This is a genomic window from Cryobacterium psychrotolerans, from assembly GCF_900101115.1.
Lineage (GTDB): Bacteria > Actinomycetota > Actinomycetes > Actinomycetales > Microbacteriaceae > Cryobacterium > Cryobacterium psychrotolerans.
In genome coordinates this window covers 1-23,000 of record NZ_FNFU01000007.1, presented here as the reverse complement: position 1 = coordinate 23,000, position 23,000 = coordinate 1, and the positions used below count along the sequence as shown (strand labels likewise).

At 69.3% G+C, this 23,000-nt stretch carries 19 protein-coding genes and 1 pseudogene; 11 read left to right on the top strand and 9 right to left on the bottom strand.

The window, feature by feature from the left end:
• Positions 1 to 45: 45 nt before the first annotated feature.
• Positions 46 to 3,780: a multifunctional oxoglutarate decarboxylase/oxoglutarate dehydrogenase thiamine pyrophosphate-binding subunit/dihydrolipoyllysine-residue succinyltransferase subunit gene (locus tag BLQ39_RS07750; RefSeq protein WP_092323040.1), complete on the bottom strand. Its 3,735-nt coding sequence runs from the start codon at positions 3,778 to 3,780 to the stop codon at positions 46 to 48.
• Between the two features lie 134 nt (positions 3,781 to 3,914).
• Here BLQ39_RS07750 and guaB1 point away from each other — a divergent pair, with 134 nt between their 5' ends.
• The 4 genes from guaB1 to BLQ39_RS07730 all read left to right on the top strand — a co-directional run bounded on the left by guaB1 (position 3,915) and on the right by BLQ39_RS07730 (position 8,337).
• Entirely contained in the window at positions 3,915 to 5,354 is a 1,440-nt protein-coding gene (guaB1, locus tag BLQ39_RS07745) for a GMP reductase (RefSeq protein WP_092323039.1), read from the top strand.
• 148 nt (positions 5,355 to 5,502) lie between these two features.
• A complete protein-coding gene (locus BLQ39_RS07740) occupies positions 5,503 to 6,834 on the top strand; it encodes a hemolysin family protein (protein WP_092323037.1) in 1,332 nt (443 codons plus the stop codon).
• A complete protein-coding gene (locus BLQ39_RS07735; RefSeq protein WP_092323036.1) occupies positions 6,831 to 7,892 on the top strand; it encodes a hemolysin family protein in 1,062 nt (353 codons plus the stop codon). The genes BLQ39_RS07740 and BLQ39_RS07735 overlap by 4 nt, the downstream gene beginning before the upstream one ends.
• A gap of 67 nt (positions 7,893 to 7,959) precedes the next feature.
• A complete protein-coding gene (locus BLQ39_RS07730) occupies positions 7,960 to 8,337 on the top strand; it encodes a VOC family protein (RefSeq protein WP_092323034.1) in 378 nt (125 codons plus the stop codon).
• Here BLQ39_RS07730 and BLQ39_RS07725 read toward each other — a convergent pair.
• A complete protein-coding gene (locus tag BLQ39_RS07725; RefSeq protein WP_092323033.1) occupies positions 8,321 to 9,436 on the bottom strand; it encodes an NADH:flavin oxidoreductase/NADH oxidase in 1,116 nt (371 codons plus the stop codon). The genes BLQ39_RS07730 and BLQ39_RS07725 overlap by 17 nt on opposite strands.
• Positions 9,437 to 9,518: 82 nt before the next feature.
• Between BLQ39_RS07725 and BLQ39_RS07720 the strand changes: the two genes are divergently transcribed.
• Genes BLQ39_RS07720 through BLQ39_RS07705 form a run of 4 tightly spaced genes read left to right on the top strand, consistent with a single transcriptional unit; the run spans position 9,519 to position 13,287 of the window.
• A complete protein-coding gene (locus BLQ39_RS07720; RefSeq protein ID WP_092323031.1) occupies positions 9,519 to 10,376 on the top strand; it encodes an ADP-dependent NAD(P)H-hydrate dehydratase in 858 nt (285 codons plus the stop codon).
• Between the two features lie 2 nt (positions 10,377 to 10,378).
• Complete coding sequence (locus BLQ39_RS07715; RefSeq protein ID WP_092323215.1) at positions 10,379 to 11,650, top strand: glycosyltransferase 87 family protein; 1,272 nt, start codon at positions 10,379 to 10,381, stop codon at positions 11,648 to 11,650.
• Between the two features lie 2 nt (positions 11,651 to 11,652).
• Positions 11,653 to 11,973, top strand: coding sequence for a thiamine-binding protein (locus BLQ39_RS07710; protein ID WP_092323030.1), 321 nt, complete (start codon positions 11,653 to 11,655; stop codon positions 11,971 to 11,973).
• Between the two features lie 9 nt (positions 11,974 to 11,982).
• Entirely contained in the window at positions 11,983 to 13,287 is a 1,305-nt protein-coding gene (locus BLQ39_RS07705; protein WP_092323028.1) for an MFS transporter, read from the top strand.
• Here BLQ39_RS07705 and BLQ39_RS07700 read toward each other — a convergent pair.
• The 5 genes from BLQ39_RS07700 to BLQ39_RS07680 form a co-directional block, all read right to left on the bottom strand.
• Positions 13,284 to 13,940, bottom strand: coding sequence for a response regulator transcription factor (locus BLQ39_RS07700; RefSeq protein ID WP_092323027.1), 657 nt, complete (start codon positions 13,938 to 13,940; stop codon positions 13,284 to 13,286). The two genes, BLQ39_RS07705 and BLQ39_RS07700, sit on opposite strands and share 4 nt — an antisense overlap.
• 45 nt (positions 13,941 to 13,985) lie before the next feature.
• Positions 13,986 to 15,308: a hypothetical protein gene (locus BLQ39_RS07695; RefSeq protein ID WP_092323025.1), complete on the bottom strand. Its 1,323-nt coding sequence runs from the start codon at positions 15,306 to 15,308 to the stop codon at positions 13,986 to 13,988.
• Positions 15,305 to 15,538, bottom strand: a complete 234-nt coding sequence (locus BLQ39_RS16125; RefSeq protein WP_338419123.1) for a sensor histidine kinase — start codon at positions 15,536 to 15,538, stop codon at positions 15,305 to 15,307. The genes BLQ39_RS07695 and BLQ39_RS16125 overlap by 4 nt, the downstream gene beginning before the upstream one ends.
• The gene (locus BLQ39_RS07685; protein ID WP_241986977.1) at positions 15,489 to 16,679 is read right to left on the bottom strand and encodes an O-acetylhomoserine aminocarboxypropyltransferase/cysteine synthase family protein; all 1,191 of its coding nucleotides are present in this window, start codon (positions 16,677 to 16,679) and stop codon (positions 15,489 to 15,491) included. The genes BLQ39_RS16125 and BLQ39_RS07685 overlap by 50 nt, the downstream gene beginning before the upstream one ends.
• Positions 16,680 to 16,832: 153 nt before the next feature.
• Positions 16,833 to 17,933 (bottom strand): acyltransferase family protein, encoded by a 1,101-nt coding sequence (locus tag BLQ39_RS07680; protein WP_241986978.1) that lies wholly within the window; start codon positions 17,931 to 17,933, stop codon positions 16,833 to 16,835.
• A 29-nt stretch (positions 17,934 to 17,962) separates the two neighbouring features.
• Here BLQ39_RS07680 and BLQ39_RS07675 point away from each other — a divergent pair, with 29 nt between their 5' ends.
• Positions 17,963 to 18,742: an SDR family NAD(P)-dependent oxidoreductase gene (locus BLQ39_RS07675; protein ID WP_174775371.1), complete on the top strand. Its 780-nt coding sequence runs from the start codon at positions 17,963 to 17,965 to the stop codon at positions 18,740 to 18,742.
• Between the two features lie 18 nt (positions 18,743 to 18,760).
• Here the strand turns inward: BLQ39_RS07675 and BLQ39_RS07670 are convergent, their stop codons facing one another.
• Both BLQ39_RS07670 and BLQ39_RS07665 read right to left on the bottom strand, forming a co-directional pair.
• Positions 18,761 to 19,912 carry a WD40 repeat domain-containing protein gene (locus tag BLQ39_RS07670; RefSeq protein ID WP_166784353.1) on the bottom strand — a complete coding sequence of 384 codons (1,152 nt, stop codon included), beginning with the start codon at positions 19,910 to 19,912 and terminating at the stop codon, positions 18,761 to 18,763.
• Between the two features lie 189 nt (positions 19,913 to 20,101).
• Positions 20,102 to 22,027 carry an acetate--CoA ligase gene (locus BLQ39_RS07665; RefSeq protein ID WP_092323214.1) on the bottom strand — a complete coding sequence of 642 codons (1,926 nt, stop codon included), beginning with the start codon at positions 22,025 to 22,027 and terminating at the stop codon, positions 20,102 to 20,104.
• 86 nt (positions 22,028 to 22,113) lie between these two features.
• On the opposite strand from BLQ39_RS07665, the gene BLQ39_RS07660 reads away from it, so the two are divergent.
• Together BLQ39_RS07660 and BLQ39_RS16120 are read left to right on the top strand one after the other, a co-directional pair.
• Entirely contained in the window at positions 22,114 to 22,827 is a 714-nt protein-coding gene (locus BLQ39_RS07660) for a GntR family transcriptional regulator (protein ID WP_241977259.1), read from the top strand.
• A gap of 12 nt (positions 22,828 to 22,839) precedes the next feature.
• Positions 22,840 to 23,000: pseudogene (locus BLQ39_RS16120) on the top strand (MmgE/PrpD family protein); the annotation flags it as partial.

Sequence of the window (23,000 nt, the reverse complement as noted above, 5' to 3'; positions counted from 1 at the left end):
CAGTGGCGACTCTCGGCAGGAACGGCGACTCTCGGCGAGAAGCGGTTAGAGCGTCAGCGCCTGGCGCAGCAGGTCGGCCTGCTCGGCGGCGTGGCGCTTGGCCGACCCGGCCGCGGGTGACGCGGATGCCGCCCGGGAGAAGAGCCGCATGGCCCGCGGGCCGAGCTTGTTCGTCTCGAGGTAGAAGAACGGCCACGCGCCCTGGTTCTCCGGCTCGTCCTGCACCCACGCCAGCTCGGCATTCGGGTACAACTCGGCCACGTGCTTGAGTTCGACGGAGGGCAGCGGGTAGAACTGCTCCAGCCGCACCAGTGCGATCTCGGGGTTGGGGTTCTTCTCCAGCTCGTTCAGCAGGTCGTAGTAGAGCTTGCCCGCCATGAAGAGCACCCGCTTGACCGCGTTGCGGTCGGTGATGCGCGCATCGTCGATGACCGGTTCGAACTTGCCGTTGGTGAAGTCGGCCACGCCGCTGGTGGCGCCGCGCAGTCTCAGCATCGACTTCGGCGTGAACACGATCAGCGGGCGGCGCGGACGCATATACGCCTGGCGGCGCAGCAGGTGGAAGTACGACGCCGGGGTCGACGGCCGGGCCACGGTCATGTTGTTCTCCGCGCACAGCTGCAGGAAACGCTCGATCCGCGCCGAGGAGTGGTCGGGTCCCTGGCCCTCGTAGCCGTGCGGAAGCAGGAGCACGACGGAGGAACGCTGTCCCCACTTCTGCTCGGCCGACGAGATGAACTCGTCGATGATCGTCTGGGCGCCGTTGGCGAAGTCGCCGAACTGGGCCTCCCAGAGCACGAGGGCGTCCGCGCGCTCGACCGAGTAGCCGTATTCGAAGCCCATGGTCGCGTATTCGCTGAGCAGGGAGTCGTAGATCCAGAACTGTCCCTGGTTCTCGCTCAGGTTGGCCAGCGGCAGCCACTCCTGGCCGTTGACCCGGTCGTGCAGCACCGCATGGCGCTGGACGAACGTGCCTCGGCGGGCATCCTGGCCGGCGAAGCGCACCGGGGTGCCCTCCAGCAGCAGGGAGCCGAGGGCGAGCAGCTCGCCGAAGCTCCAGTCGATGTTGCCGTTGCGGCTCATGTCGAGGCGCTTCTGCAGCAGCTGCTGCAGTTTGTTGTGCACCGTGAATCCGGCGGGCTTGTTGTTGAACGCGTCACCGATCAGGTGCACGACACCCTCGGGGACCCCGGTCTTCTCCGGCTCTCCGGCCGAGTCGTCCGGCACGCCGAGCGCGCCGGCATCCGAGCCTCCGGGGAGGATGGGCGTCGAGGACGTCTGGGCGGCGTGCGTTTCCATGAACGCGCGCTCGAGCCGGTCCTGGAAGTCGCGGTGCGCGGCCTCGTACTCCTCCTGGGTGATGTCGCCACGGCCGACGAGGCCCTCCGTGTACAGCTTCCGGACCGAGCGCTTGGCCTCGATCAGGTTGTACATCAGCGGCTGGGTCATCGACGGGTCGTCGCCCTCGTTGTGGCCGCGTCGGCGGTAGCAGACCAGGTCGATGATGACGTCGCGCTTGAATTCCTGGCGGTAATCGAAGGCGAGCTCCGCGACCCGGACCACGGCCTCCGGGTCATCCCCGTTGACGTGGAAGATCGGCGCCTGGATGGTCTTGGCGACGTCCGTCGAGTACACCGAGGTGCGTCCCTCGCCGGGAGGCGTGGTGAAGCCGACCTGGTTGTTGACGACGAGGTGGATCGTGCCGCCGGTGCGGTATCCGCGCAGCTGCGACATCTGGAGGGTTTCCAGCACGACACCCTGGCCGGCCATCGCGGCGTCGCCGTGGATGAGGACCGGGAGCGTGGAGAACGTGCCGATGGGCTTGCGGTCCTGCTTGGCCCGCACAATGCCCTCGAGCACGCCGTCGACGGCCTCGAGGTGCGACGGGTTCGCGGCCAGGTAGACCGAGATCTCCTCGCCGTCCGCGCCGCGGAACACACCCTGGGTGCCCAGGTGGTACTTCACGTCGCCGGAGCCCTGGACGGTGCGGGGGTCCTGGGTGCCCTCGAACTCGCGGAAGATCTCGCCGTAGGTCTTGCCGGCGATGTTGGTCAGCACGTTCAGCCGGCCGCGGTGGGCCATGCCGATCGCGACCTCGTCGAGCTTGTGGTCGGCCGCACCCTGCAGGATCGAGTCGAGCAGCGCGATGGTCGATTCACCGCCCTCGAGGCTGAACCGCTTCTGGCCGACGTACTTCGTCTGGAGGAAGGTCTCGAAGGCCTCTGCTTCGTTCAGCTTGCCCAGGATGCGCATCTGCTCGTCGTGGGTGGGCTTGACGTAGGACTTCTCCATCTTCTCCTGGACCCACTTGCGCTGGCCGGGATCCTGGATGTGCATGTACTCGATGCCGGTCGTGCGGCAGTAGGAGTCGCGGAGCACGCCGAGGATGTCGCGGAGGAGCATCAGGCGCTTGTCACCGAAACCGCCGGTGACGAATTCGCGGTCCAGGTCCCAGAAGGTGAGCCCGTGGTTGGCGATGTCCAGGTCGGGGTGGCTGCGCTGCTTGTACTCCAGCGGGTCGATGTCGGCCATCAGGTGGCCGCGGACCCGGTAGGCGTTGATGAGTTCCTGCACCCGGGCGGTCTTGTCGACGGCGCTGGCCAGGTCGACGCTGATGTCCGGGGCCCAATGGATCGGGTCGTACGGGATGCGCAGCGCCGAGAAGATGTCCTCGTAGAAGTTGTGCTGGCCGGTCAGGAGCTCGTGCACGATCTTGAGGAACTCGCCGGAGCCGGCACCCTGGATGACCCGGTGGTCGTAGGTGCTGGTCAGCGTGATGGTCTTGGAGATGGCCAGGCCGGTGAGGGTCTTGACGCTCGCGCCCTGGAACTCCGCCGGGTAGTCGAGGGCGCCGGCCCCGATGATGCAGCCCTGGCCCTTCATCAGGCGGGGCACGGAGTGCACGGTGCCGATACCGCCCGGGTTGGTGAGCGACACGGTGGCGCCGGAGAAGTCGTCGGCGGTCAGCTTGCCCTTGCGGGCCCGGGTGACGAGGTCCTCGTAGGCGGAGAGGTACTCGCCGAAGGTCATCGTGTCCGCACGCTTGACCGCGGGGACCATCAGTGACCGGGTGCCGTCGGGCTTCGGCAGGTCGATGGCGATGCCGAGGCCGACGTGGGCCGGGGCGACGACCGACGGCTTGCCGTCGACCTCGTCGTAAAACACGTTCTGGCTCGGGAACATCTTGAGCGCCCGGATCAGGGCCCAGCCGATGAGGTGGGTGAAGGAGACCTTGCCGCCGCGGGCTCGCTTCATGTGGTTGTTCATGACGATGCGGTTGTCGATCAGAAGCTTGGCGGGAATGGTGCGCACGCTCGTCGCCGTCGGCACGGTGAGGCTGGTGGCCATGTTCGCGGCCAGGCTCTTCGACATGCCGCGGAGGGGCGTGACGACGTCCTTGGCTTCCGCCGCTTCACCGTCGGTGATGATGGCCTGAGGGCTCGTGATCGGCGCGTCGGCGGGGACCGGGAGCGGCCTGGCGGCGAGGGATGTGGTGCGCGCCTGAGGCTGCGAGCCGGGAGCGGCGGCGGGCGGGGCGCTCTCCGCGGCCCGTGCCGGTGCCGCTGCAGCGGGTGTCTCGGCCGCGGGCTCGGCCGCGGTCTGCGCACCTGCGCCGGTCGCGGTCTGGTGGTAGCTCTCCAGGACCGGCCACCACGACTCGTCGACGAGGGACTTGTCGACGAGGTACCTTTCGTACAGCTCGTCCACGAGCCACTCATTCGCTCCGAATTCACCCGACGTAGTCTCGTCGGATCCACCACCGGTCAACTGGCTAGACAAGCCGATCGCCCACTCTCTTCGTTGATTCTGAATGCCCCCGCACGATCACAAAATCGCCGGGTCAAGCTGTCTGTCCAGCCTAATCCCCTCGGGAGCGGCTGCGTTCATCGGCGTGGAGGGCTAGCTTTATTTCCATGCAGTTCTATGGAGCGTTTCCGAGCAACGACCTGACCTACTCCGATGTCTTCCTCGTGCCGAGCCAATCGGAGGTCAGGAGTCGCCTCGACGTCTCCCTCGCTCCGGGAGACGGGACGGGCGCCACCCTGCCCATCGTCGCCGCGAACATGAACTCCGTCACCGGACCGCGCCTGGCCGCCACGCTCGCTCGCCGCGGCGGGCTCGGGGTGCTGCCCCAGGACATGCCCCTGCAGGACCTCGATGCCGCCATCCGCTGGGTCAAGGCGCAGTCGGTGCGGTTCGACACACCCTTCGTTTTCGCCCCGGAAGACACCGTGGCGATGGCGCTGCGCCAGGTGCCGCCGGCGGACGGGCAGGGAATCCTGATCCACGACGCGCAGGGCGGCTACGTCGGCTGCATCGTCGCTTCCCGGCTGGCGACCGCGTTGCCGGATGCGCGCCTCGGCGACCTCCTGCACGGTGCGCTGGCCTCCCTCGACGCCGACGACCTCGACGGCCCGCGGGGCGCGTTCGACCTGATGACGGCCGCCGACCTCGACTTCGCGCCCGTGCTGCATCACGGTGAGATCGTCGGCACGCTCAGCCGCAAGAGTGCACTGCGCGCCACCCTCTACGAGCCCGCTGTCGACGCCCAGGGCCGCCTGCGGGTGGCCGCCGCGCTCGGCCTCAACGGCGACATCGCGGCCAAGGCCCGTGCGCTCGCCGCGGCCGGCGTCGACGTGATCGTGATCGACACCGCGCACGGCCACCAGGCCGGGATGGTCACGGCCATCCGGACCGTCGCGGACCTGGACCTCGGCATTCCGATCGTGGCGGGCAACGTCGTCACCGCCGAAGGCGTGGTCGACCTGGTCAAGGCCGGCGCCAGCATCGTCAAGGTGGGTGTCGGTCCCGGGGCCATGTGCACGACGCGCATGATGACGGCGGTCGGCCGCCCGCAGTTCTCCGCGGTGCTCGAGACCGCCGCCGCCGCGCGGGAGCTCGGCGCCCACGTCTGGGCGGACGGCGGGGTGCGCTATCCCCGCGATGTCGCCCTGGCGCTGGCGGCCGGGGCGGCATCCGTCATGATCGGCTCCTGGTTCGCCGGCACGATCGAGGCGCCCGGCACCCTGTCCGCGGATGCCACGGGAGCCCTGTTCAAGGAAAGCTGGGGCATGGCCTCCACCAAGGCCGTCCGCCAGCGCTTCGACCGCCTCGACGCCTATGAGCTGGCCCGCAAGACTCTGTTCGCCGAGGGGATCTCCAGCTCGAAGATCTACCTCGACCCGCTCCGCCCATCGGTCGAGGACCTGCTCGACATGATCACCTCCGGCGTGCGCAGCTCGTTCACCTACGCGGGGGCGACGACGATCGAGGAGTTCCACGAACGGGCCCGCGTCGGGGTGCAGTCGGCGGCCGGTTACGAGGAGGGCAAGGCTCTGCACGTGTCGTGGTGAGCGCGCCGACCTCCGCTCGTGCCCGGCCGGTATAGTTGAAAGATAATGGACGACCCCCACCCTGCAGCTTCGCCCAGCCCCTGTCCGTTACCCCCTCACCCCGCGCGTTCGCGGGCCGGGCTTTCCCACTTGACGTGCGGTGGAAGCCATGTTTGAGTGGCTGATGCTCGGCGTCGGCCTGCTCCTGACCGTCGGCACCGGCCTGTTCGTGGCCAGCGAGTTCGCCCTGGTCAACCTCGACCGCTCCGAGCTCGAGGCGAGGCGCGACCGCGGCGAGACGCGTCTGGGCCTGACCATCTCGGCGCTCAAGATCACGTCGACCCACCTCTCCAGCGCGCAGCTGGGCATCACGCTCACCACGCTGCTGACCGGTTTCACCATGGAACCCGCCCTCAGCTCGCTGCTCACCCCGCCGCTGACCGGCCTGGGCTTCGCCGAGGCCACCGTGCCCGTCATCGCGACGACCATCGCGATCGTCATCGCCACCCTGGTCTCGATGATCATCGGTGAGCTCGTTCCGAAGAACTTCGCCCTGGCCCTGCCGATCCACACCGCGAAGCTGGTGATTCCGTTCCAGACGGTGTTCACGACCGTGTTCAAGCCGGCCGTGGTCCTTCTCAACGGCAGCGCGAACGGCCTGCTGCGGATGGTCGGCATCGAACCCAAGGAGGAGCTCTCCGGGGCGCGCACGGCGGAGGAACTGTCCTCGCTGCTGCGCCGTTCGGCCAGCGCCGGGCTGCTGAAGAAGGACACGGCGACCCTGCTGCACCGCACCCTGCTCTTCTCGAGCCACACGGCCTCCGACGTGATGACCCCGAGGCCGCGGGTCGCCAGCATCCAGCGGACCGCATCGGCCCAGGCCGTCATCGACCTGACGAAGCAGACCGGCTACTCCCGCTTCCCGGTCGTCGACGAGAGCGTCGATGACGTGATCGGCATCGTTCACGTCAAGCAGGCCGTGGCCGTGCCCAGGCGACGCCGGGCGGATGTCCCCGTCTCCGCGCTGCAGTCGGATGCCCTCCGCGTGCCCGAGACGATGAAACTCGACGGGCTCCTCGCCGAGTTGCGGGGCCGCGGCTACCAGATGGCGGTCGTGGTCGACGAATACGGCGGCACCGCCGGCGTCGCCACGCTCGAAGACCTGGTCGAAGAACTCATCGGCGAGGTGGCGGACGAGCACGACCGCACCCGCGCCGGGGTGGTCAGGTCGCCGGATTCGCTCACCTTCCCCGGCATGCTCCGCCCGGACGAACTGGTCGAGCGCACCGCCATCGTCGTGCCCGAGGACGGGCCGTACGAAACCGTCGCCGGCTTCGTGATGAGCGAACTCGGCCGGCTGCCCGTGGTCGGCGACACCGTGCTGATCCCAGGGGGAGAGTTGACCGTGGAACGCCTCGACGGGCGCCGAATAGACCGGCTCCGGTTCACACCGGACGGCCGGGCACCAACCGAGACCGAGCGCGCGGGGGGCAAGGCATGAGCGACTGGGCAGGAATCGTCTGGCTGGTGGTGCTCCTCGCCGCCAACGCCTTCTTCGTCGCGGCCGAGTTCGCCGTGATCTCCGCGCGCCGATCCCAGATCGAACCGCTCGCCGAAGCCGGGAAACGGAGCGCCAAGACCGCGCTCTGGGCGATGGAGAATGCCACCCTGATGCTGGCCACCACGCAGCTGGGAATCACGATCTGCTCGCTGCTGATCCTGAACGTCTCCGAGCCGGCGATCCACCACCTGCTCGAGGGCCCGCTTGCCCTGACCGGGCTGCCGGAGGAGGCCATCGGGGTGATCGCCTTCGCGATCACGCTCCTGGTGGTCTCGTACCTGCACGTCGTGCTGGGCGAGATGGTGCCGAAGAACCTGTCGTTCTCGGTGCCGGACCGTGCCGTGCTCATCTTCGCCCCGCCGCTCGTGCTGTTCGGGCGGCTCGTGAAGCCTGTGATCGTCGCGCTCAACTGGGCCGCGAACGGGGTGCTGCGACTGTTCGGCGTGCAGCCCAAGGACGAGGCGACCAGCACCTACACGCTGGACGAGGTCGCAACCATCGTCAGCCAGTCGACCAGGGAAGGCCTCCTGTTCGACGGCAGCGGCGCGCTCAGCGCCGCATTCGAATTCACCAACCGCACGGTGAAGGATGTCGCGGTGCCGCTGGCCAAGCTGGTCAGCCTGCCGGAACCGGTCAGCCCCGCCGACGTGGAGAGGGCGGTCTCCAAGCACGGGTTCTCCCGGTACGTCCTGGTCAACCCGAGCCGGGAGCTCACCGGGTACATCCACCTCAAGGACGTCATCGACCTCGACGGCGACGCCTCCGCCGGCGCCGGCCAGGGAAGCTACGCCGAACCGATCCCGGCCAAGCGCGTCCGGCAGCTGGCCTCGATCTTCGAGGGCACCGAACTCGAGGACGCGCTGGCGACCATGCGTCGCACCGGGGCGCACGTGGCCAGGACGTTCACCTCGGCCGGCGAGACGACCGGGGTGCTCTTCCTCGAGGACATCATCGAGGAGCTCGTCGGCGAAGTCCAGGATGCCACCCGCCGAGAGTAACGGGCCCCTCGCGCCGGGCGCGACCCCGGCGTAGCCTGTGCGCTGGGGTTGAAGAAGGAGGCAAATCATGCTGAAGAATTCTGAGCTCATCGCGGTGCTCCCGGCCAAGGACCTGGGACGCGCCAGGGAGTACTACCGCGACAAGCTGGGACTGGAGGTTGCGGAGGAGACTCCCGGCGGCCTCGTCTACCGGATGGCGTCCGGGGCCGCGTTCCTGCTCTACGAAACGAGTAACGCGGGCACGGCCAGGAACACCCAGATGTGCTGGACAACTGCCGATATCGAGGCCGAGATGGCGGAGTTGCGCGGTCGCGGAGTCGTCTTCGAGGAGTACGACCTGCCCGGGCTGAAGACGGAGAACGGGGTCGCGACGATGGACGGCGAGCGCGGCTCCTGGTTCATCGACAGTGAGGGCAACACCCTCTGCCTCACGCAGCAGACGTAGCCCGGTCCTCCGGTTCCGGCCACTGGGCGCGAAGGTACTGCGGCGGCCAGTAGTCGAGGGTGACGCCGAGTTCGTGCGCGGCCCGCAGGGGGAAGTGCGGGTCGCGCATCAGCTCGCGGCCGAGCATCACCGCGTCGGCCTGGCCCGACGCCACGATCAGTTCGGCCTGGGCCGCGGTCGTGATGAGTCCGACCGCGCTGACCCTGACATCCGCCTCGGCCTTGACGGATGCCGCAAGCGGCACCTGGTAGCCGGGCGAGAGCGGGATGCGCACGCCCGAGACGTTGCCTCCGGAGGAGATGTCGAAGAAGTCGGCCCCGGCCGCGGCCGCCCAGCCGGCCACCGTGGCGGTCTGCCGCTCGTCCCATCCGCCCGGCGCGTAGTCGGTCGCGGAGAACCGCACCAGCAGGGGAACGGTGTCCGCGATCGCGGAGCGCACCGCCTCGACCACGCTGAGGAGCAGCCGGGCGCGGTTCTCCAGCGACCCGCCGAACTCGTCGGTGCGGTGGTTGCTCAGGGGGGAGAGGAACTGGTGCAGCAGGTAGCCGTGCGCGGCATGGATCTCGACGACGTCGAAGCCGGCGCCCACCGCTCGACGGGCGGCGGCAGCGAAATCGCGGATGACGGCGTCGATCCCGGCCGCGTCCAGGGCAACCGGGGCGTCGTATCCGGGGAACGGCACAGCCGTGGCCGACACGGTCTGCCAGCCGCCGTCCTCCTCCGCCATCGTCCCGTGTCGATCCGCGCCCCACGCGGGCCAGACCGATGCCTTACGGCCGGCGTGGGCGAGCTGGATGCCCGCTGCCGCTCCCTGCGAGTGGATGAAGCGCACGATCCGGGTCCAGGCCTCGGCCTGCGCGTCGTTCCAGAGGCCGGTGTCGACGTCGGAGATGCGACCCTCGGGGCTGACCGCGCTCGCCTCCGCAATGACGAGGCCGGCGCCGCCGGCGGCCATCGAGCCGAGGTGCACCAGGTGCCAGTCTCCGGGGACGCCGTCCTTTTTGGCAATGGCGTACTGGCACATCGGGGCGACCCACAGGCGATTTCGGAAGGTGACTCCGCGCACGCTCAGCGGTTCGAACAGGGCGGCAGTGGTCACTGGGATCCTTGGGGGGCGCGGGTGACGGTCGGGCGCAGGGCGCGACTGACCAATCGATCTCGAAACAACCTATCGTGGGGGCATGGCAAAACGGCGGGGATGGCTGGAATGGGAAGCCGAGCAGGCTCGGGACTGGATCGCCGTGCCGGGGCGCACCGACGACAAGTACTCCCGCGGGGTCCTGGGGATTCACACGGGCTCCGATGACTACCCGGGCGCGGCGGTCCTCGGCGTCGAGGCGGCGCTGCGCACCGGCGTCGGCCTCGTGCGCTACCTCGGCCCCGAACGCGCATCGACCCTCGTGCTCCAGCGTCGGCCGGAGGTCGTCACCGTCCCGGGCCGGGTTCAGGCCTGGCTGCTGGGCTCCGGCATGAACCCCAGGGAGCGCGGTGCCGGGGCCACTGCGGCGCTCGAGCGCGCCCTCGCCGAGGGGCTGCCCACCGTCTGCGACGCCGGGGCCCTGGCCCTGGCCGGCCGGGCGACCGGGCCGACGGTGATCACCCCGCACTTCCGCGAACTGGCCGGCCTGCTCACCGCGGGCGGAAGCCCGGTGACCGCCGCCGAGATCGCGACCGCCCCCGGCGAGTGGGCCATCCGCGCGGCTGAGGCGCTGCGGGTGACGGTGCTGCTCAAGGGCGCCGTGACCCACGTCGCCTCGCCCTCCGGCGCGCTCCTGACCGTCTCGACCGCGCCGGCCTGGCTGGCGACGGCCGGATCCGGCGACGTGCTCGGGGGCATCCTCGGAGCCCTGCTCGCGACCCACTCCGACCGGATCGCGGCTGATGCCGAATCGATCGCCGCGCTGGCCGCGACCGCAGCGCTGATCCAGGCGCTGGCCGCCGACCGGGCCTCGGCCGGCGGGCCGATCGCCGCCCTCGATGTGGCCGAGGCGGTGCCCGGGGCGATCGCGGAGCTGCTGGGCGCGCGCGGGGGAGAGTGAACGTGACCGCCCCGGACGCCCCGGCCGCCGTCGTTCGCGGCCGGCCCTTCGGCGCGAGGCGGACCGCGCTCTGGAGCGCATTCGGGCTCGTGCACGCGCTGCTGATCCTGCTCTGTTTCGTCAGCCCGGGCTGGCCGCTCGGTGACGTGGAGCAGGTGTACCGGTCCTGGGCCGAAGGGGCCGCGTCGGGGCGCTTCCAGGTCGGTATCGACACGCCCTTCGTCTACCCGATCCTGGCGTTCGGGCCGATCATCCTCGCTCTCGCCTTCGGACCGGCGCTGTACGCGGCCACCTGGCTCGGTATCGTCACGCTGCTGGATGCCGCCGCCTTCGCGCTGCTGCTCCGTCGCCCGGGGGAGGCCGCGACCCGTGCGGCCTGGTGGTGGCTCGGCTTCCTGCTCCTGCTCGGGCCCGTCGCCCTGGCCCGGATCGACTCGGTCACCGTGCCGATCGTGATCGTGGCCCTGCTCCTGCTCGAATCGCGCCCGCTCTGGGGGGCGGCGCTGCTCACGATCGCAACCTGGGTGAAGGTGTGGCCGTTCGCGGCGGTCGCCGCCCTGGTCGTCGCGTCGAGGGACCGCGGCCGGGTGCTGGGAACCGCCGCCGGAACGAGCGCCGTGATCGTGCTGATCGCCCTCATCCTCGGCAGCGGCCTCACCGTGTTCAGCTTCGTCACCGAGCAGACCGGTCGCGGCATCCAGATCGAATCATCGGTGGGGCTCGCCTGGATGTGGCAGGCTGCCGCCGGGCTGCCGGGCAGTTTCCTCTACTACGACCACGAGATCCTGACCTACCAGGTGACCGGGCCCGGCATCGATCTCGCCATCGTGCTGATGACGCCCCTCCTGGCGCTCGCCGTCGTCGCCGTGCTGCTGCTCGGCTGGCGCGCCATGCGGGACGGTGCCGGTTTCGACCGCCTCTATCCGCCGCTGCTGCTGGCCCTCGTGCTGACCCTGATCGTCTTCAACAAGGTGGGGTCGCCGCAGTTCATGGGCTGGCTGGTCGCCCCCGTCATTTTCGGGCTGCTGGTGCGCCCCGGCGCCTGGCGGACGCCCGCTGTGCTGGTCGCCGTCCTGGCCGGCCTGACCCAGCTGATCTACCCGCACCTCTACGACTGGCTGCTTCTGGCGCACCCCGCCATGGTCCTGCTGCTCACGCTGCGGAACCTGCTCGAGGTCGTCCTGCTCGGCTGGGCGATCCGGGAGATCTGGCGATCCCCACGTCCCGACTACCGGACCGGCGCACGCCGGCTCACCCCCGATCCGAAGGAGTAACCATGTTGGTCGCATTCTCAGTAGCCCCGTCCGGTGCCAACGACGCGGAGGGATCGGTGCACAGCGCCGTCGCCGCGGCGGTGCGCGTGGTGCGCGAATCCGGCCTGCCCAACCACACCGACTCGATGTTCACGACGATCGAGGGGGAGTGGGACGAGGTGTTCGCGGTAGTCAAGGCCGCGACCGAGGCCGTCGCAGCCTGGGGGCCGAGGGTGTCCCTCGTGCTCAAGGCAGACATCCGAACCGGCCGAACCGGCGAGCTGACCGGCAAGGTCGAGCGCCTGGAAGCCGCGCTCAGGGAAGGCCGGGACACCACGCCGTAGGCTGGAGGCATGCCCCCCTCCACCCACGGGCCGACGCAGCTGTCGCCGGCCCGTATTCGTCTTGCCCTCTTCGCCCTGGCCCTGGGCGGCTTCGCGATCGGCTCGACCGAGTTCGTGGCCATGGGCCTGCTGCCCAACCTCGCCGCGGACCTGCTGCCGGGGCTTCACGCGGCGCAGCCGGATGTCGCCAACGCGCAGGCGGGCTGGCTCATCACCGCTTACGCGCTGGGCGTCGTCGTCGGGGCGCCGACCATCGCCGCGGCCGCAACCCGCTGGCCGCGGAAGAAACTGCTGCTCGCCCTGCTCGTCGCTTTCACGCTCGGGACCATCGCCTCCGCCCTGCTGCCGAGCTTCGGGCTGGTGCTCGCGGCTCGGTTCGTCGCGGCGCTCCCGCACGGCGCCTACTTCGGTATCGCCTCCCTCGTCGCGGCCGACCTGATGGGGCCGGGCAAACGGGCCAGGGGCATCGCCGTGGTGCTCTCCGGCCTGACCATCGCCAACGTGATCGGCGTCCCTGCGATCACCTGGCTGGGCCAGGTCGCCGGATGGCGCGTGGCGTACCTCGCCGTGGCGGGCATCTTCGCGCTCACCTTCCTGGCCGTCGCCCTGGTCGTCCCCTTCCAGCCAGGGAACCCGCACAGCAGCATCCGGAGAGAACTGCGCGCGCTCGGCCGGCGGCAGGTCTGGCTGGCGCTCCTGATCGGCGCCATCGGTTTCGGCGGCCTCTTCGCCGTGTACACCTACGTCTCCCCGCTGGTGATGGACGTCACCGGCCTGGCCGCTTGGGCCGTGCCGATCGTGCTCGTCGTTATCGGCGCCGGCATGACCATCGGCAACCTGGTCGGCGGCGTGCTCGCCGACCGCAGCGTGCGGCGCACGATGTACGGAGCCTTCGGCGTCCTGGTGGTCGCGCTCTCCGCGCTGGCGCTCTCCGCGCGATTCCTGGCCGGGCTGCTGGCGGGCGTGTTCCTGGTCGGCGCGGCGGCTGCGGCCCTGGGGCCGACGATCCAGACCCGGCTGATGGATGTCGCGCACGACAGCCAGTCGATCGCCGCGGCACTGCACCACTCGGCGCTCAACGTCGGAAACGCCCTCGGTGCCTACCTCGGCGGCGTCGCCATCGCGGCCGGCCTGGGGTACGTCGCCCCGGTGTGGATCGGGCTTGGGCTCAGCGGGCTCGGCATCCTGCTCGCGGTCGTGACCTTCGCCATCGACCGTTCACGCCGGCGGTTGGGCGTGCACGTGCCCTACGGAACCGCGGCGATCACGGTCGTGCCGGCCACCTGGTTACGGGCACACTTGCCGGGCGGTTAGTCGGTCTGGAGCAGGATTCCGTCGCGGATGGCGCGCTTGCGCAGGGCGACCTTCGTGCCGACGTCGTGGCCGGCCAGGCGGTACTTCTCCCGGATGCGCTTGAGGTACGACTTGGCCGTTTCCTCGGAGATGCCCAGCTGGTAGGCCACGGCCTTCACGGGCTCACCGGCGCCGTAGAGTGCCATCACGCGGCGCTCCTGCGCGCTCAGGCGAGGGGAGTCCCCGTCTGAGCCGGCGTTGAGGGCGAGGTCGAGTTCGGCCGAGATGTACGATTCGCCGTTGTAGGCCGCGCGGATCGCCTCGACGATCATGCCGGCCTCTTCGCTCTTGACGAGGTAGCCGAGCGCGCCGGCGGCGAGTGCCTCCCGCACCAGGGCCGGCTCGGAGTAGGTGCTCATGAGCACGGTCTTGACGCCCGTCGTCTTCAGTGTCGAGATCTTCAGCGACACGGGGATGTTGTCCTTGAGGTCGAGGTCGAGCAGCACGACATCGACCGGGAACTCGGGGTGGGTGAGCAGCTCCGGCCAGGTCGTCACGGCGGCCACCATGTCGATGTCGTCGGCAGCGCCGCGGATCCACTCGGTGAGGGCACCCAGGAGCATTCGGTGGTCGTCGACCAGGGCCAAGCGGATGGGACCGTTGCTGTGCGTCACTGCTTCCTCCAACTGCCTCTGAGCCCGGTAGGCCACTTGGGAATCCTAGGCGTCCGCGGGATTGTCGACACTGCATTCGATATCCACTCGAAGACTTCCGTCCCGAATGGTATCGACGTGAGGGCCGACTATTCGGATAGCTTGCCACGTCTCGGGGTCTACTCGGCGGCGTGGCACACCTGTCGTCATCAATTCGATCGGGAATCGGACCTTCTTGCGAGAAACCGTGCCATGGGTCGGCGATATCGGCCCCAAAGTGAGCGAAACCGTCGACGCGGTCCGGGCGGTGTCGCTGATCAACAGCCAGATCGTGAGCAGGAGGGCATCGCGCTGGCTCGGCGCCAGCAGCCCGGCGAGCCCGGATGGGTCCTGCACCGTCACGGACGGGCCGAGGAACTCCGATTCGGTGACGGCGTGGTGCAGCCAGGTCTCGGTGCGGCCGTTGATGAGGTGGAGCCGCAGCTGCGTCGCGAGGGAAGCCGCAGTGGATGAGGTCTCCGGTGCCAGCGGCAGGGGAGTGCGCCCCTGCGCGACGTCGTCGAGGAGCGTCTCGGCGTCCAGGTCGAGCCGGGCCAGCTCCTCCGAGGCGAGCATGCCGACGGCGTAGCGGGGCTGGGAGACGGTGCTCTGCACCAGGACCAGGTCCAGTTCCAGCTCCACCATCCGCCGAAACGACCGCACGATGATCACGCCGAGCACCGGCGGGACGATGCCGAGGGCGATGCTGAGGATTTCGGGGGCCAGGGTGAGCAGGCTGGCGCGGTCCTCGAGGAGTGCCGCACCGGCCGTCAGCACACCGAGCACCCCCGTTGCCGCGAGCACATCGCGGGGCTCGCGCAGGGTGACCAGGCCGGTGAGCAACGCCCCGACGGCCGGGGCAGCGGTGGGGTAGACGTCGGCGTAGGACCGGCCGGCCGACCCGGCCAGGTCGAGGATGACGACAACCGCGCCGGTGATGAGCGCGAACGTGAACAGCCAGGGCGGCATCCGCGTGGACGACCTCTGCACGACCGCGACCGTGAAGACCGTAGCGATGAGCAGGATCAGCCAGGCGGCCAGGCTCGGCAGCGGGCTCGGCGTGCCGGGCAGTTGCACCACGAAGCGCCAGAACAGGAAGACGGCGATCGATCCGCCGCTGAAGACCAGTCCGACACCCAGGTGCCGGCCGCCGAGGCCGTTCGGGTCGGCGCGGGCGGCCTTGACGATGCGGCCCGTCCGGCGCAGGCTCCGGCGCGCGTCCGGGCGTGTGGCGCCGGGACTCGCTGGGGCCTGGCCTGCGGCGCCGGGGGTCACGGCGGCACGGCTGACCGCGCCCGGAGCGACCGCGCCCGGAATGACCGCGCCCGGTTCCACGGTCGGGCGGCTCACTTGGGCACCTCGAGCACAACCGTCGTGCCCGACCCGGGCGACGAGAACAGGCGGGCGTTGCCGCCGACGTCCCGGAGCCTGGCCACGACCGACTCGGTGAAGCCCAGGCGTTCGCTGCCGACTCCGTCGAGGTCGAAGCCGACCCCGGCGTCGGTGACCATCGCGCGGACGGTGGTGTCGTCATCCGTGATCGTCACATCGGCACGTTTGACGCCGGAGTGGCGACGCACGTTCTCCAGGCACTCGCCGAGGGCGAGCAGGAAGGAATCGAGGACCGTGCTGGGCAGCAGGACCTGCCCGCTGCCGTGCCAGTCCACCTCCAGCCCCATCCGGCCGAAGCGCTGTTTGACCGACTCGAGCGTGTTGCCGAGGGTGGATTCGCTCGCCGGTTCCAGTGTGTACACGCCCGAACGCCGCGGCGTGGTTCTCGAGCCACTCGGCGATCTCCTGGGCGTTCTGCGTGTGGCGCTCTACCCGGAGGCTGAGGGTCTCGATGCCCTGGATGAGCTGCCAGGCGCTGGCCGGCGCGATCGCGGCGCCGAGGTCGCGCAGCAGCTGCACGCGCGCCTTGATGATGTACGCGATCCCGTCGCCGACCGCGCCCGTGTAGCTGGCGCCGTGGTACGACGGGTCGGGCTCGGTGAGTCCGGGGAACTTCTCCACGTTCTTCGACCAGGCGAACTTTCCGCCGTCGACGACGATGCCGCCGATGACCGCGCCGTGCCCGCCGAGGAACTTCGTGGCGGAGTGCACGATGATGTCCGCGCCATGCTCGAACGGGCGGATCAGGTACGGGGTGGCGATCGTGTTGTCGACGATCAGCGGCACGCCCGATTCGTGGGCGACATCGGCCACGAGGGAGATGTCGAGCACGTTGATCTTCGGGTTGCCGATGGTCTCCGCGAAGAAGAGCTTGGTGTTGGGGCGAACCGCGCGGCGCCACTCGTCGGCGTCGTCCTGGTTCTCCACGAACGTCGTCTCGATGCCGAGCTTGGCGAGCGTGTACTTGAAGAGGTTGTAGGTGCCGCCGTAGATCGAGCTGGACGACACGATGTGGTCGCCGGCCTGGGCGATGTTGAGCACCGCGAACGTCGTCGCCGACTGGCCGGACGCCAGCAGCAGCGCAGCGGTGCCGCCCTCGAGGGCCGCGACGCGCTCTTCGACGACCGCCTGCGTGGGGTTCTGGATGCGCGTGTAAATGTTGCCGAACTCGGCCAGCGCGAACAGGTTCTGGGCGTGCTGCGCGGAGTTGAACACGTACGAGGTGGTCTGGTAGATCGGCGTGGCCCGCGCGTTGGTGACCGGGTCGGGCCTGGCGCCGGAGTGAACCTGCTTGGTTTCGAACTTCCAGGCTGAAGTGTTATCGCTCATGAGGTGGGTCTCCCTTGGGTCCGGGGCGGGCGTGGACCGTCCATCGCTCTGCAGCGAGCCTAAACACGCAGGTCCACACCGGCAACGGTGCCCGAAACACGGCGTCACATCTGCGCCGGACCGACCGATTTGCCGGGGCGGACGCCGCTGCGATCAGCGCGGTTCGCCCGGGGGGAGCACGATTGTCCCGGTGAGGGTGGCCGGTTCCCTGCGGAACAGCCAGCGCGCACGCGGTTCGACGAGCGGCCGGAACACCCTCCGCACGACGCCCTGCGAGAGCAGGACCGAGATCCCCACGCTGAGCAGCATCATGGCGGGGAGCACCCAGGCCGGCTGTGGGCCGTCCAGCACGCCCGACTCGCGGAACGGGAACAAGACGAAGCTGTGCAGCAGGTAAATGTACATGGTGGCGGCGCCCAGCTTGCTGAACCAGGTGAGGCGTCGGGGCACGAGCACCAGGAACGCCACGATCAGGCCGAAGGCGAGCAGGATGAGGCAGAGACGGATGACGCCGGCCCAGACCTGGTCGTATCCGATCGTGCCGTACGACTCGTCATAGAGCAGGAAGCGGCGAACCTTCAGCTCGCGCAGCCGGTCGATGCTCAGCACGATGACGACCGCCAGGGCGGTGAACAGGGCCAGGGCGGCCGCGCGCCAGCGCCACACCACCCGGGGGCCGAGGGCCAGCCAGCGGCCGGTGAGCTGGCGCTGGCGCAGGTGCCAGCCGAAGACGAAGAAGGGCAGCAGGCCCAGGGTTCGGGTGAGGGTGAAGGTCGCGTCGAGCGACTCGATGTAGCCGGCGCCGACGGAGATGAGGATGCTGATCAGCAGCGGATAGCGGAGCAACACCAGGTAGGGCAGCGAGATCCGCCAGATCGCGATCGCGATCAGGAACCACAGCGTCCAGGAGGCAGTCGCGTAATCGAGCCAGAAGTTGCCGCCGAGCAGCCAGCGCACGAGCGTCCAGATCGTTTCGAAGATCAGGTACGGGAAGACGATGTCGGTCAGCAGCCGGTGCAACTGCCGGGTGCCGGGCGGCCCCGACTTGGCGAAATACCCGCTCACGGCCACGAACAGGGGCACGTGGAACGCGTAGATGAACAGGTACGCCTCGTAGGCGACATCCGACTCGGCAATGAGTTTGAGGATGGCGTGACCCATCACCATGAGGGTGATCGCGATCCAGCGGGCGTTGTCCCAGATCGGGACCCGCCTCTTCTGGGCTGTCGTTGCGGCTGCGCCTGTGGTGCTCATTAGCCCCATTCTCCCTGCAGAATAGAAGAATGGGTACACGCAGAGTGGTCGTAACCGGTGCAAGTTCGGGAATCGGGGCGGCCAGCGTGCGCCTGTTCCGGCTTCGAGGGTGGGACGTCGTCGGGGTCGCGCGGCGTGCCGACCGTCTCGCGGCGCTCGCCGAGGAGACCGGCGCACAGGTCTTCACGGCCGACCTGACCCGGCAGGCCGACGTCGACGCGCTGCGCGATTTCCTGGCCGCGACCGGCCCGGTGCACGCCCTGGTCAACAACGCCGGCGGCGCCCTGGGCCTGGACAGCGTCGAGAACTCGAAGATCGAGGACTGGGCCTGGATGTTCGAGATCAACGTGCTCGCCGTGAAACGGGTGACCAGCGCCCTGCTGCCCCTCCTGCGTGCCGGAATCTCGTCGGGCGGCGGCTCGGCCGACATCGTGACCATCACCTCGATCGCCGGCCACGTCAATTACCTCGGCGGCGGCGGCTACAACGCGGCAAAGTCCGCCGCGCACGCGATGACGGAGGTGCTTCGCCTTGAACTGAACGGCGAACCCATCCGGGTGATCGAGATCGCCCCCGGCATGGTCAAGACCGACGAATTCGGCCTCGTGCGCTTCGGCGGCGACGCGGAGAAGGCGGTCGCGGCGTACGAGAACATTCCGAACCCGCTCACTGCGGAGGACATCGCCGAGACGATCGTCTCGAGCGTGGAGCGCCCGGCACACGTCAACCTCGACCTGATCACGATCAAACCGGTCGCCCAGGCGGCGCCGACGAGGATCGCCCGGGGCGAACTGCGGATGCGGGACTGACCGACCCCGGATCCGGGCTCAGTCAGCAATGTCCCAGACCCGGAGCGTTCCGTCGGAGGAGCCGGAGACGGCGAAGCGGCCGTCAGGGGTGATTGCAACGGCCTGGACAGCGGTGAGGTGGCCTTCCAGGGTGTGGAGCAGGCGCCCGGAGGCCAGGTCCCACACCCGCAGGGTCTTGTCGGAGGACCCGGACACTACCCTGCGCCCGTCGGGAGTCACCGCAATGGCCGAGACCTTCTTGGTGTGGCCCGCCAGGGTCTGCACTGGGCGCCCGGATGCCAGATCCCACACCCGCAGGGTCTTGTCGGACGATCCGGACACAACCCTTCGCCCGTCGGGAGTCACAGCGAGCGCCCAGACCGGACCTGCGTGACCCTTCAGGGTTTGCACCGTCGCCCCGGAGGCCAGCTCAAGCACCCGCACTGTCCTGTCGGTGCAGCCGGAGAGAACCAGGCGCCCGTCGGGGCTCACGGCGACGCCCCCAACAAAGCGGTTGCCCGGCAAGGTGCTCACCGCCGCCCCCGATGCCAGATCCCAGACTCGAAGCGTCCAATCCTCGGAGCCGGAAACAGCCCAGCGCCCGTCGGGAGTCACAACCACCGTGCGCACTGGCTTCTTGTGGCCCGCCAGGGTGTGAAGCAGGCGCCCGGACGTCAGATCCCACACCCGCACCGTCGTGTCGGAGGACCCTGACACAACGGATTGTCCATCGGGTGTCACCGCGAGCGCGAACACCATGGCGTGCGCGTCAAGCGTCCGAAGCGGGCGCCCCGTTGACAGGTCCCAGACCGTGGTTGGCCCGTTGCTCCCGCAGCCCAGGGCGCACGCCCCGTCGGGCGTCACAGCCACCGAGGACGAGCCACCGGGAGCAAGGGTGCGTATCAGCCTCGCCGATGCCTCAACCGGGGGCGGTTCACCGGTTCGTGTCCCCGAGATCACCACATTCAAGCCATAGGCGGTGGGTCCCACGCCGAACACAAACAGTGCCAACCACAAGGACGTCGTGGTGTTCGCGAAGTCGGTTCCCTCGGGATTCCAGCCGGTCGTGAAGTGCCTGACGAGGTAGAGGGAGCAGTACCCGATCACGGCGAGACCGAGGAACGTCAGCACGATCCCGGCGAGCCTCCACGCCACGGCACTGGTGGCCTTCCTGGCGCGCAGACCGCTCATCATCGCCACCTCCCGCCCCGTTGGCCCGGAGTCCTCGCCCCTGCGTGACCGGCATGTGCCTCTCAACAGGTTCAACCTAGCCCTCGCACCGACACAGGACCATGTCGTGGGACCCAGCTCACCCTCGCGGAGGGTGGACGAAGGCCGGGGCGAACTGCGGATGCGGGACTGACCGACCCAGGACTGCTGTCAGCTGCCTTCGCCGGCGCCGTGGACGGCCCGTTGCAGGTCGTCGAGCACGGTCGGATCCTCGATGGTCGGCGGAACCGTGTACGGCTCGCCGTCCACGATCTGCCGGATCGTCTTGCGCAGGATCTTGCCTGAGCGGGTCTTCGGCAGCCGTTCCAGGATGGTCACGTCGCGGAAGGCCGCGACCGGGCCGACGTGCTCCCTGACCAGCCCGATGAGTTCGGCGGCGAGGGTGTCGTGGTCGATCTGCTCGCCGGCCTTCAGCGTGACAAAACCGGCAGCGCGCTGCCCCTTGAGCGCGTCGTGCACGCCGAGGACCGCGCACTCCGCGACGGCCGGATGCAGGGTGAGCACCTCCTCGAGGGAGCCGGTCGACAAACGGTGGCCGGCCACGTTGATCACATCGTCAGTGCGGCCCATCACGTACAGGTAACCGTCCTCGTCGAAGTGGCCGGAGTCCCCGGTCGCGTAGTAGCCAGGGAAGGCCGACAGGTAGGCGCTCGTGTACCGGTCCTCGCTGCCCCAGACCCCCATCAGGGTGCCCGGCGGCAGGGGCAGGCGGATGGCGATGTTGCCTTCTTTCCCCCGCTTGACCGGCTTGCCCTTCGAGTCGAGGATCTCGATGTCGTAACCGGGCACGGGCACGGTGGCCGACCCGGGCCTGGTCGGGAGGGCCTCGATGCCGCGCGGGTTCGCGCAGATCGCCCAGCCCGTCTCGGTCTGCCACCAGTGGTCGACGACCGGGCAGTGCAGGCCGTTGTTGGCCCAGTGGAACGTTTCCGGGTCGAGGCGCTCACCGGCCAGGAACAGGCTGTCCAGGCTGGACACGTCGTGCTTCGCCAGCTCGCGCAGCCCCGGGTCGACCCGCCGGATGGCGCGGATCGCGGTCGGGGCGGTGAACAGCACCTTGACCTTGTAGTCCTCGACGACACGCCAGAAGGCCCCGGCATCCGGTGTGCCGATCGGCTTGCCCTCGTAGATCACCGTGGTGGCGCCGACCAGAAGCGGGGCGTAAACGATGTAGGAGTGGCCGACCACCCAGCCGACGTCGGAGGCGGCCCAGTACACGTCGCCGGGACCGACGTCGTAAATGTTGCGCATCGACCAGGCCAGGGCGACGGCGTGCCCGCCGTTGTCGCGCACGATCCCCTTGGGGCTGCCGGTGGTTCCTGAGGTGTAGAGGATGTACAGCGGGTCGCCTGAGCGCAGGCTGACCGGCCCGGCCGGGGTGGCCGTCGCCTCCTCGTCGGCCCAGTCCAGCCAGGTGGCGTGGGTGTCGTCGGTGTAGTCGGCTGCGCTGCCGGGAACCGCGTCACGGCCACGCACGATGACGGTCTTCACCGATCCGGCGCTGAGCTTCAGGGCGCGCTGCACGAGCGGGAGGTATTCGACCGCACGACCCGGTTCGAGGCCGCCGGAGGCGGTGACGATGACGCCGGGGCCGGCGTCGTCGATGCGCACGGCCAGTTCGTTGGCGGCAAAGCCGCCGAAGACGACGGAGTGAATGGCACCGATGCGGGCGCAGGCCAGCATGGCGACGATGGCCTCCGGGATCATCGGCAGGTAGATGATCACGCGGTCGCCTTTGTCCACGCCGTTGGCGCGGAGCACTCCGGCGAACCGGGCCACGCGCTCGAGCAGCTCGCTGTAGCTGAGCGACAGCCTCGTGCCGGTCATGGCCGAGTCGTAGATCAGGGCGGCCTGGTCGCCGCGGCCGGCGAGCACATGCCGGTCGAGGGCGTTGTAGCTCGTGTTCAGCTCCCCGTCGGGAAACCAGTGCGCGGCGCCGGGGGCGCGCTCGTCCAGGGCGACGGTCGGGGGAGTGACCCAGTCGATTCCGCGCGCGGCATCGAGCCAGAACTCGCCCGGCGATTCGATGCTCCGCGCCCAGGTCTCGCGGTAGCCGGCGTGTGGTTCGCCCGTCATGTTGAACCTCTCCATTGAGCCCTCTGTATACAAAGGATGCTCGAAGTATTGCACAATTGACGCCTGAAGCGCATAGTATGACCGTTGTGTATACACAAACCGATTCTGGGGTCCGCGAGCCTGTCACCGCGAGCGAGCCGCTCACCGCCAGCGAACGGGCCTACCGGCAGCTGCGCGTCGAGATTCTCGATGGGGACCTCCCGCCCGGTACGGGCCTGCTCGAGGTGGAGCAGGCCGCGCGCATCGGCGTCTCGCGCACCCCGCTGCGGGCGGCTGTGGCCCGGCTCATTTCGGACGGACTCGTGGCCGGGCGCAGCGGTCGGGGGTTTGTGGTCACCGAGATCTCGATCGAGCGGATCCGCGAGCTGTACGAGCTGCGCCAGGCGCTCGAAGAGCAGGCCGCCCGGCTCGCGGCACTGCGCCGCGACCCCGCCGTCTTCCGGGCCCTCCGCGAACAGTTCGTGTCGGCTCCCGAGCTGCTCCTCCAGGGCGAGGACGGCATCCACCGCTACTACGACCTGATCGACGACCTCGAGCGGGCCATCGACACGGCCGGCGCCAACCCGTACCTGGTCGGCGCCCTCGATGCCGTACGCACCCACCTTTCCCGCATCCGCCGACTGGCCAGGGGCAACCAGGCCCGCCTGCGGGCGGCCGCGACCGAACACCTCCTGATCATCGACGCGATCATCGCCGGCGACGCCAACCTGGCCGCCCACGCGACCCATGTCCATCTCCACCAGAGCCTCACCAGCGTCCTCGCGGCGATTGATGAGGAGACGGCCAACCGGGCCGACTGACCGAAAGGATTCATCGTGCAGCTCCACAACGTACGAGTACACCGCAGCGACGAGAATCTCGCCAGGGGAAGCCAGCTGGCCTGGAAGATCGCCGAGGTGGCAACCGATCCGGTAGAGGTGACCCCGGAGGTCACCGAGATGGTGATCAACCGGGTGATCGACAACGCCTCCGT

Excerpts from the sequence above, each read along its gene's own strand:
- BLQ39_RS07670 (WP_166784353.1), bottom strand. The coding sequence starts at position 19,912 with ATGAGCGGTCTGCGCGCCAGGAAGGCCACCAGTGCCGTGGCGTGGAGG.
- BLQ39_RS07680 (WP_241986978.1), bottom strand. The coding sequence starts at position 17,933 with ATGAGCACCACAGGCGCAGCCGCAACGACAGCCCAGAAGAGGCGGGTC.
- BLQ39_RS07720 (WP_092323031.1), top strand. The coding sequence starts at position 9,519 with ATGGCAAAACGGCGGGGATGGCTGGAATGGGAAGCCGAGCAGGCTCGG.
- BLQ39_RS07675 (WP_174775371.1), top strand. The coding sequence starts at position 17,963 with ATGGGTACACGCAGAGTGGTCGTAACCGGTGCAAGTTCGGGAATCGGG.
- BLQ39_RS07705 (WP_092323028.1), top strand. The coding sequence starts at position 11,983 with ATGCCCCCCTCCACCCACGGGCCGACGCAGCTGTCGCCGGCCCGTATT.
- BLQ39_RS07740 (WP_092323037.1), top strand. The coding sequence starts at position 5,503 with ATGTTTGAGTGGCTGATGCTCGGCGTCGGCCTGCTCCTGACCGTCGGC.
- BLQ39_RS07730 (WP_092323034.1), top strand. The coding sequence starts at position 7,960 with ATGCTGAAGAATTCTGAGCTCATCGCGGTGCTCCCGGCCAAGGACCTG.
- BLQ39_RS07685 (WP_241986977.1), bottom strand. The coding sequence starts at position 16,679 with ATGAGCGATAACACTTCAGCCTGGAAGTTCGAAACCAAGCAGGTTCAC.
- BLQ39_RS07665 (WP_092323214.1), bottom strand. The coding sequence starts at position 22,027 with ATGACGGGCGAACCACACGCCGGCTACCGCGAGACCTGGGCGCGGAGC.
- BLQ39_RS07710 (WP_092323030.1), top strand. The coding sequence starts at position 11,653 with ATGTTGGTCGCATTCTCAGTAGCCCCGTCCGGTGCCAACGACGCGGAG.
- guaB1 (WP_092323039.1), top strand. The coding sequence starts at position 3,915 with ATGCAGTTCTATGGAGCGTTTCCGAGCAACGACCTGACCTACTCCGAT.
- BLQ39_RS07735 (WP_092323036.1), top strand. The coding sequence starts at position 6,831 with ATGAGCGACTGGGCAGGAATCGTCTGGCTGGTGGTGCTCCTCGCCGCC.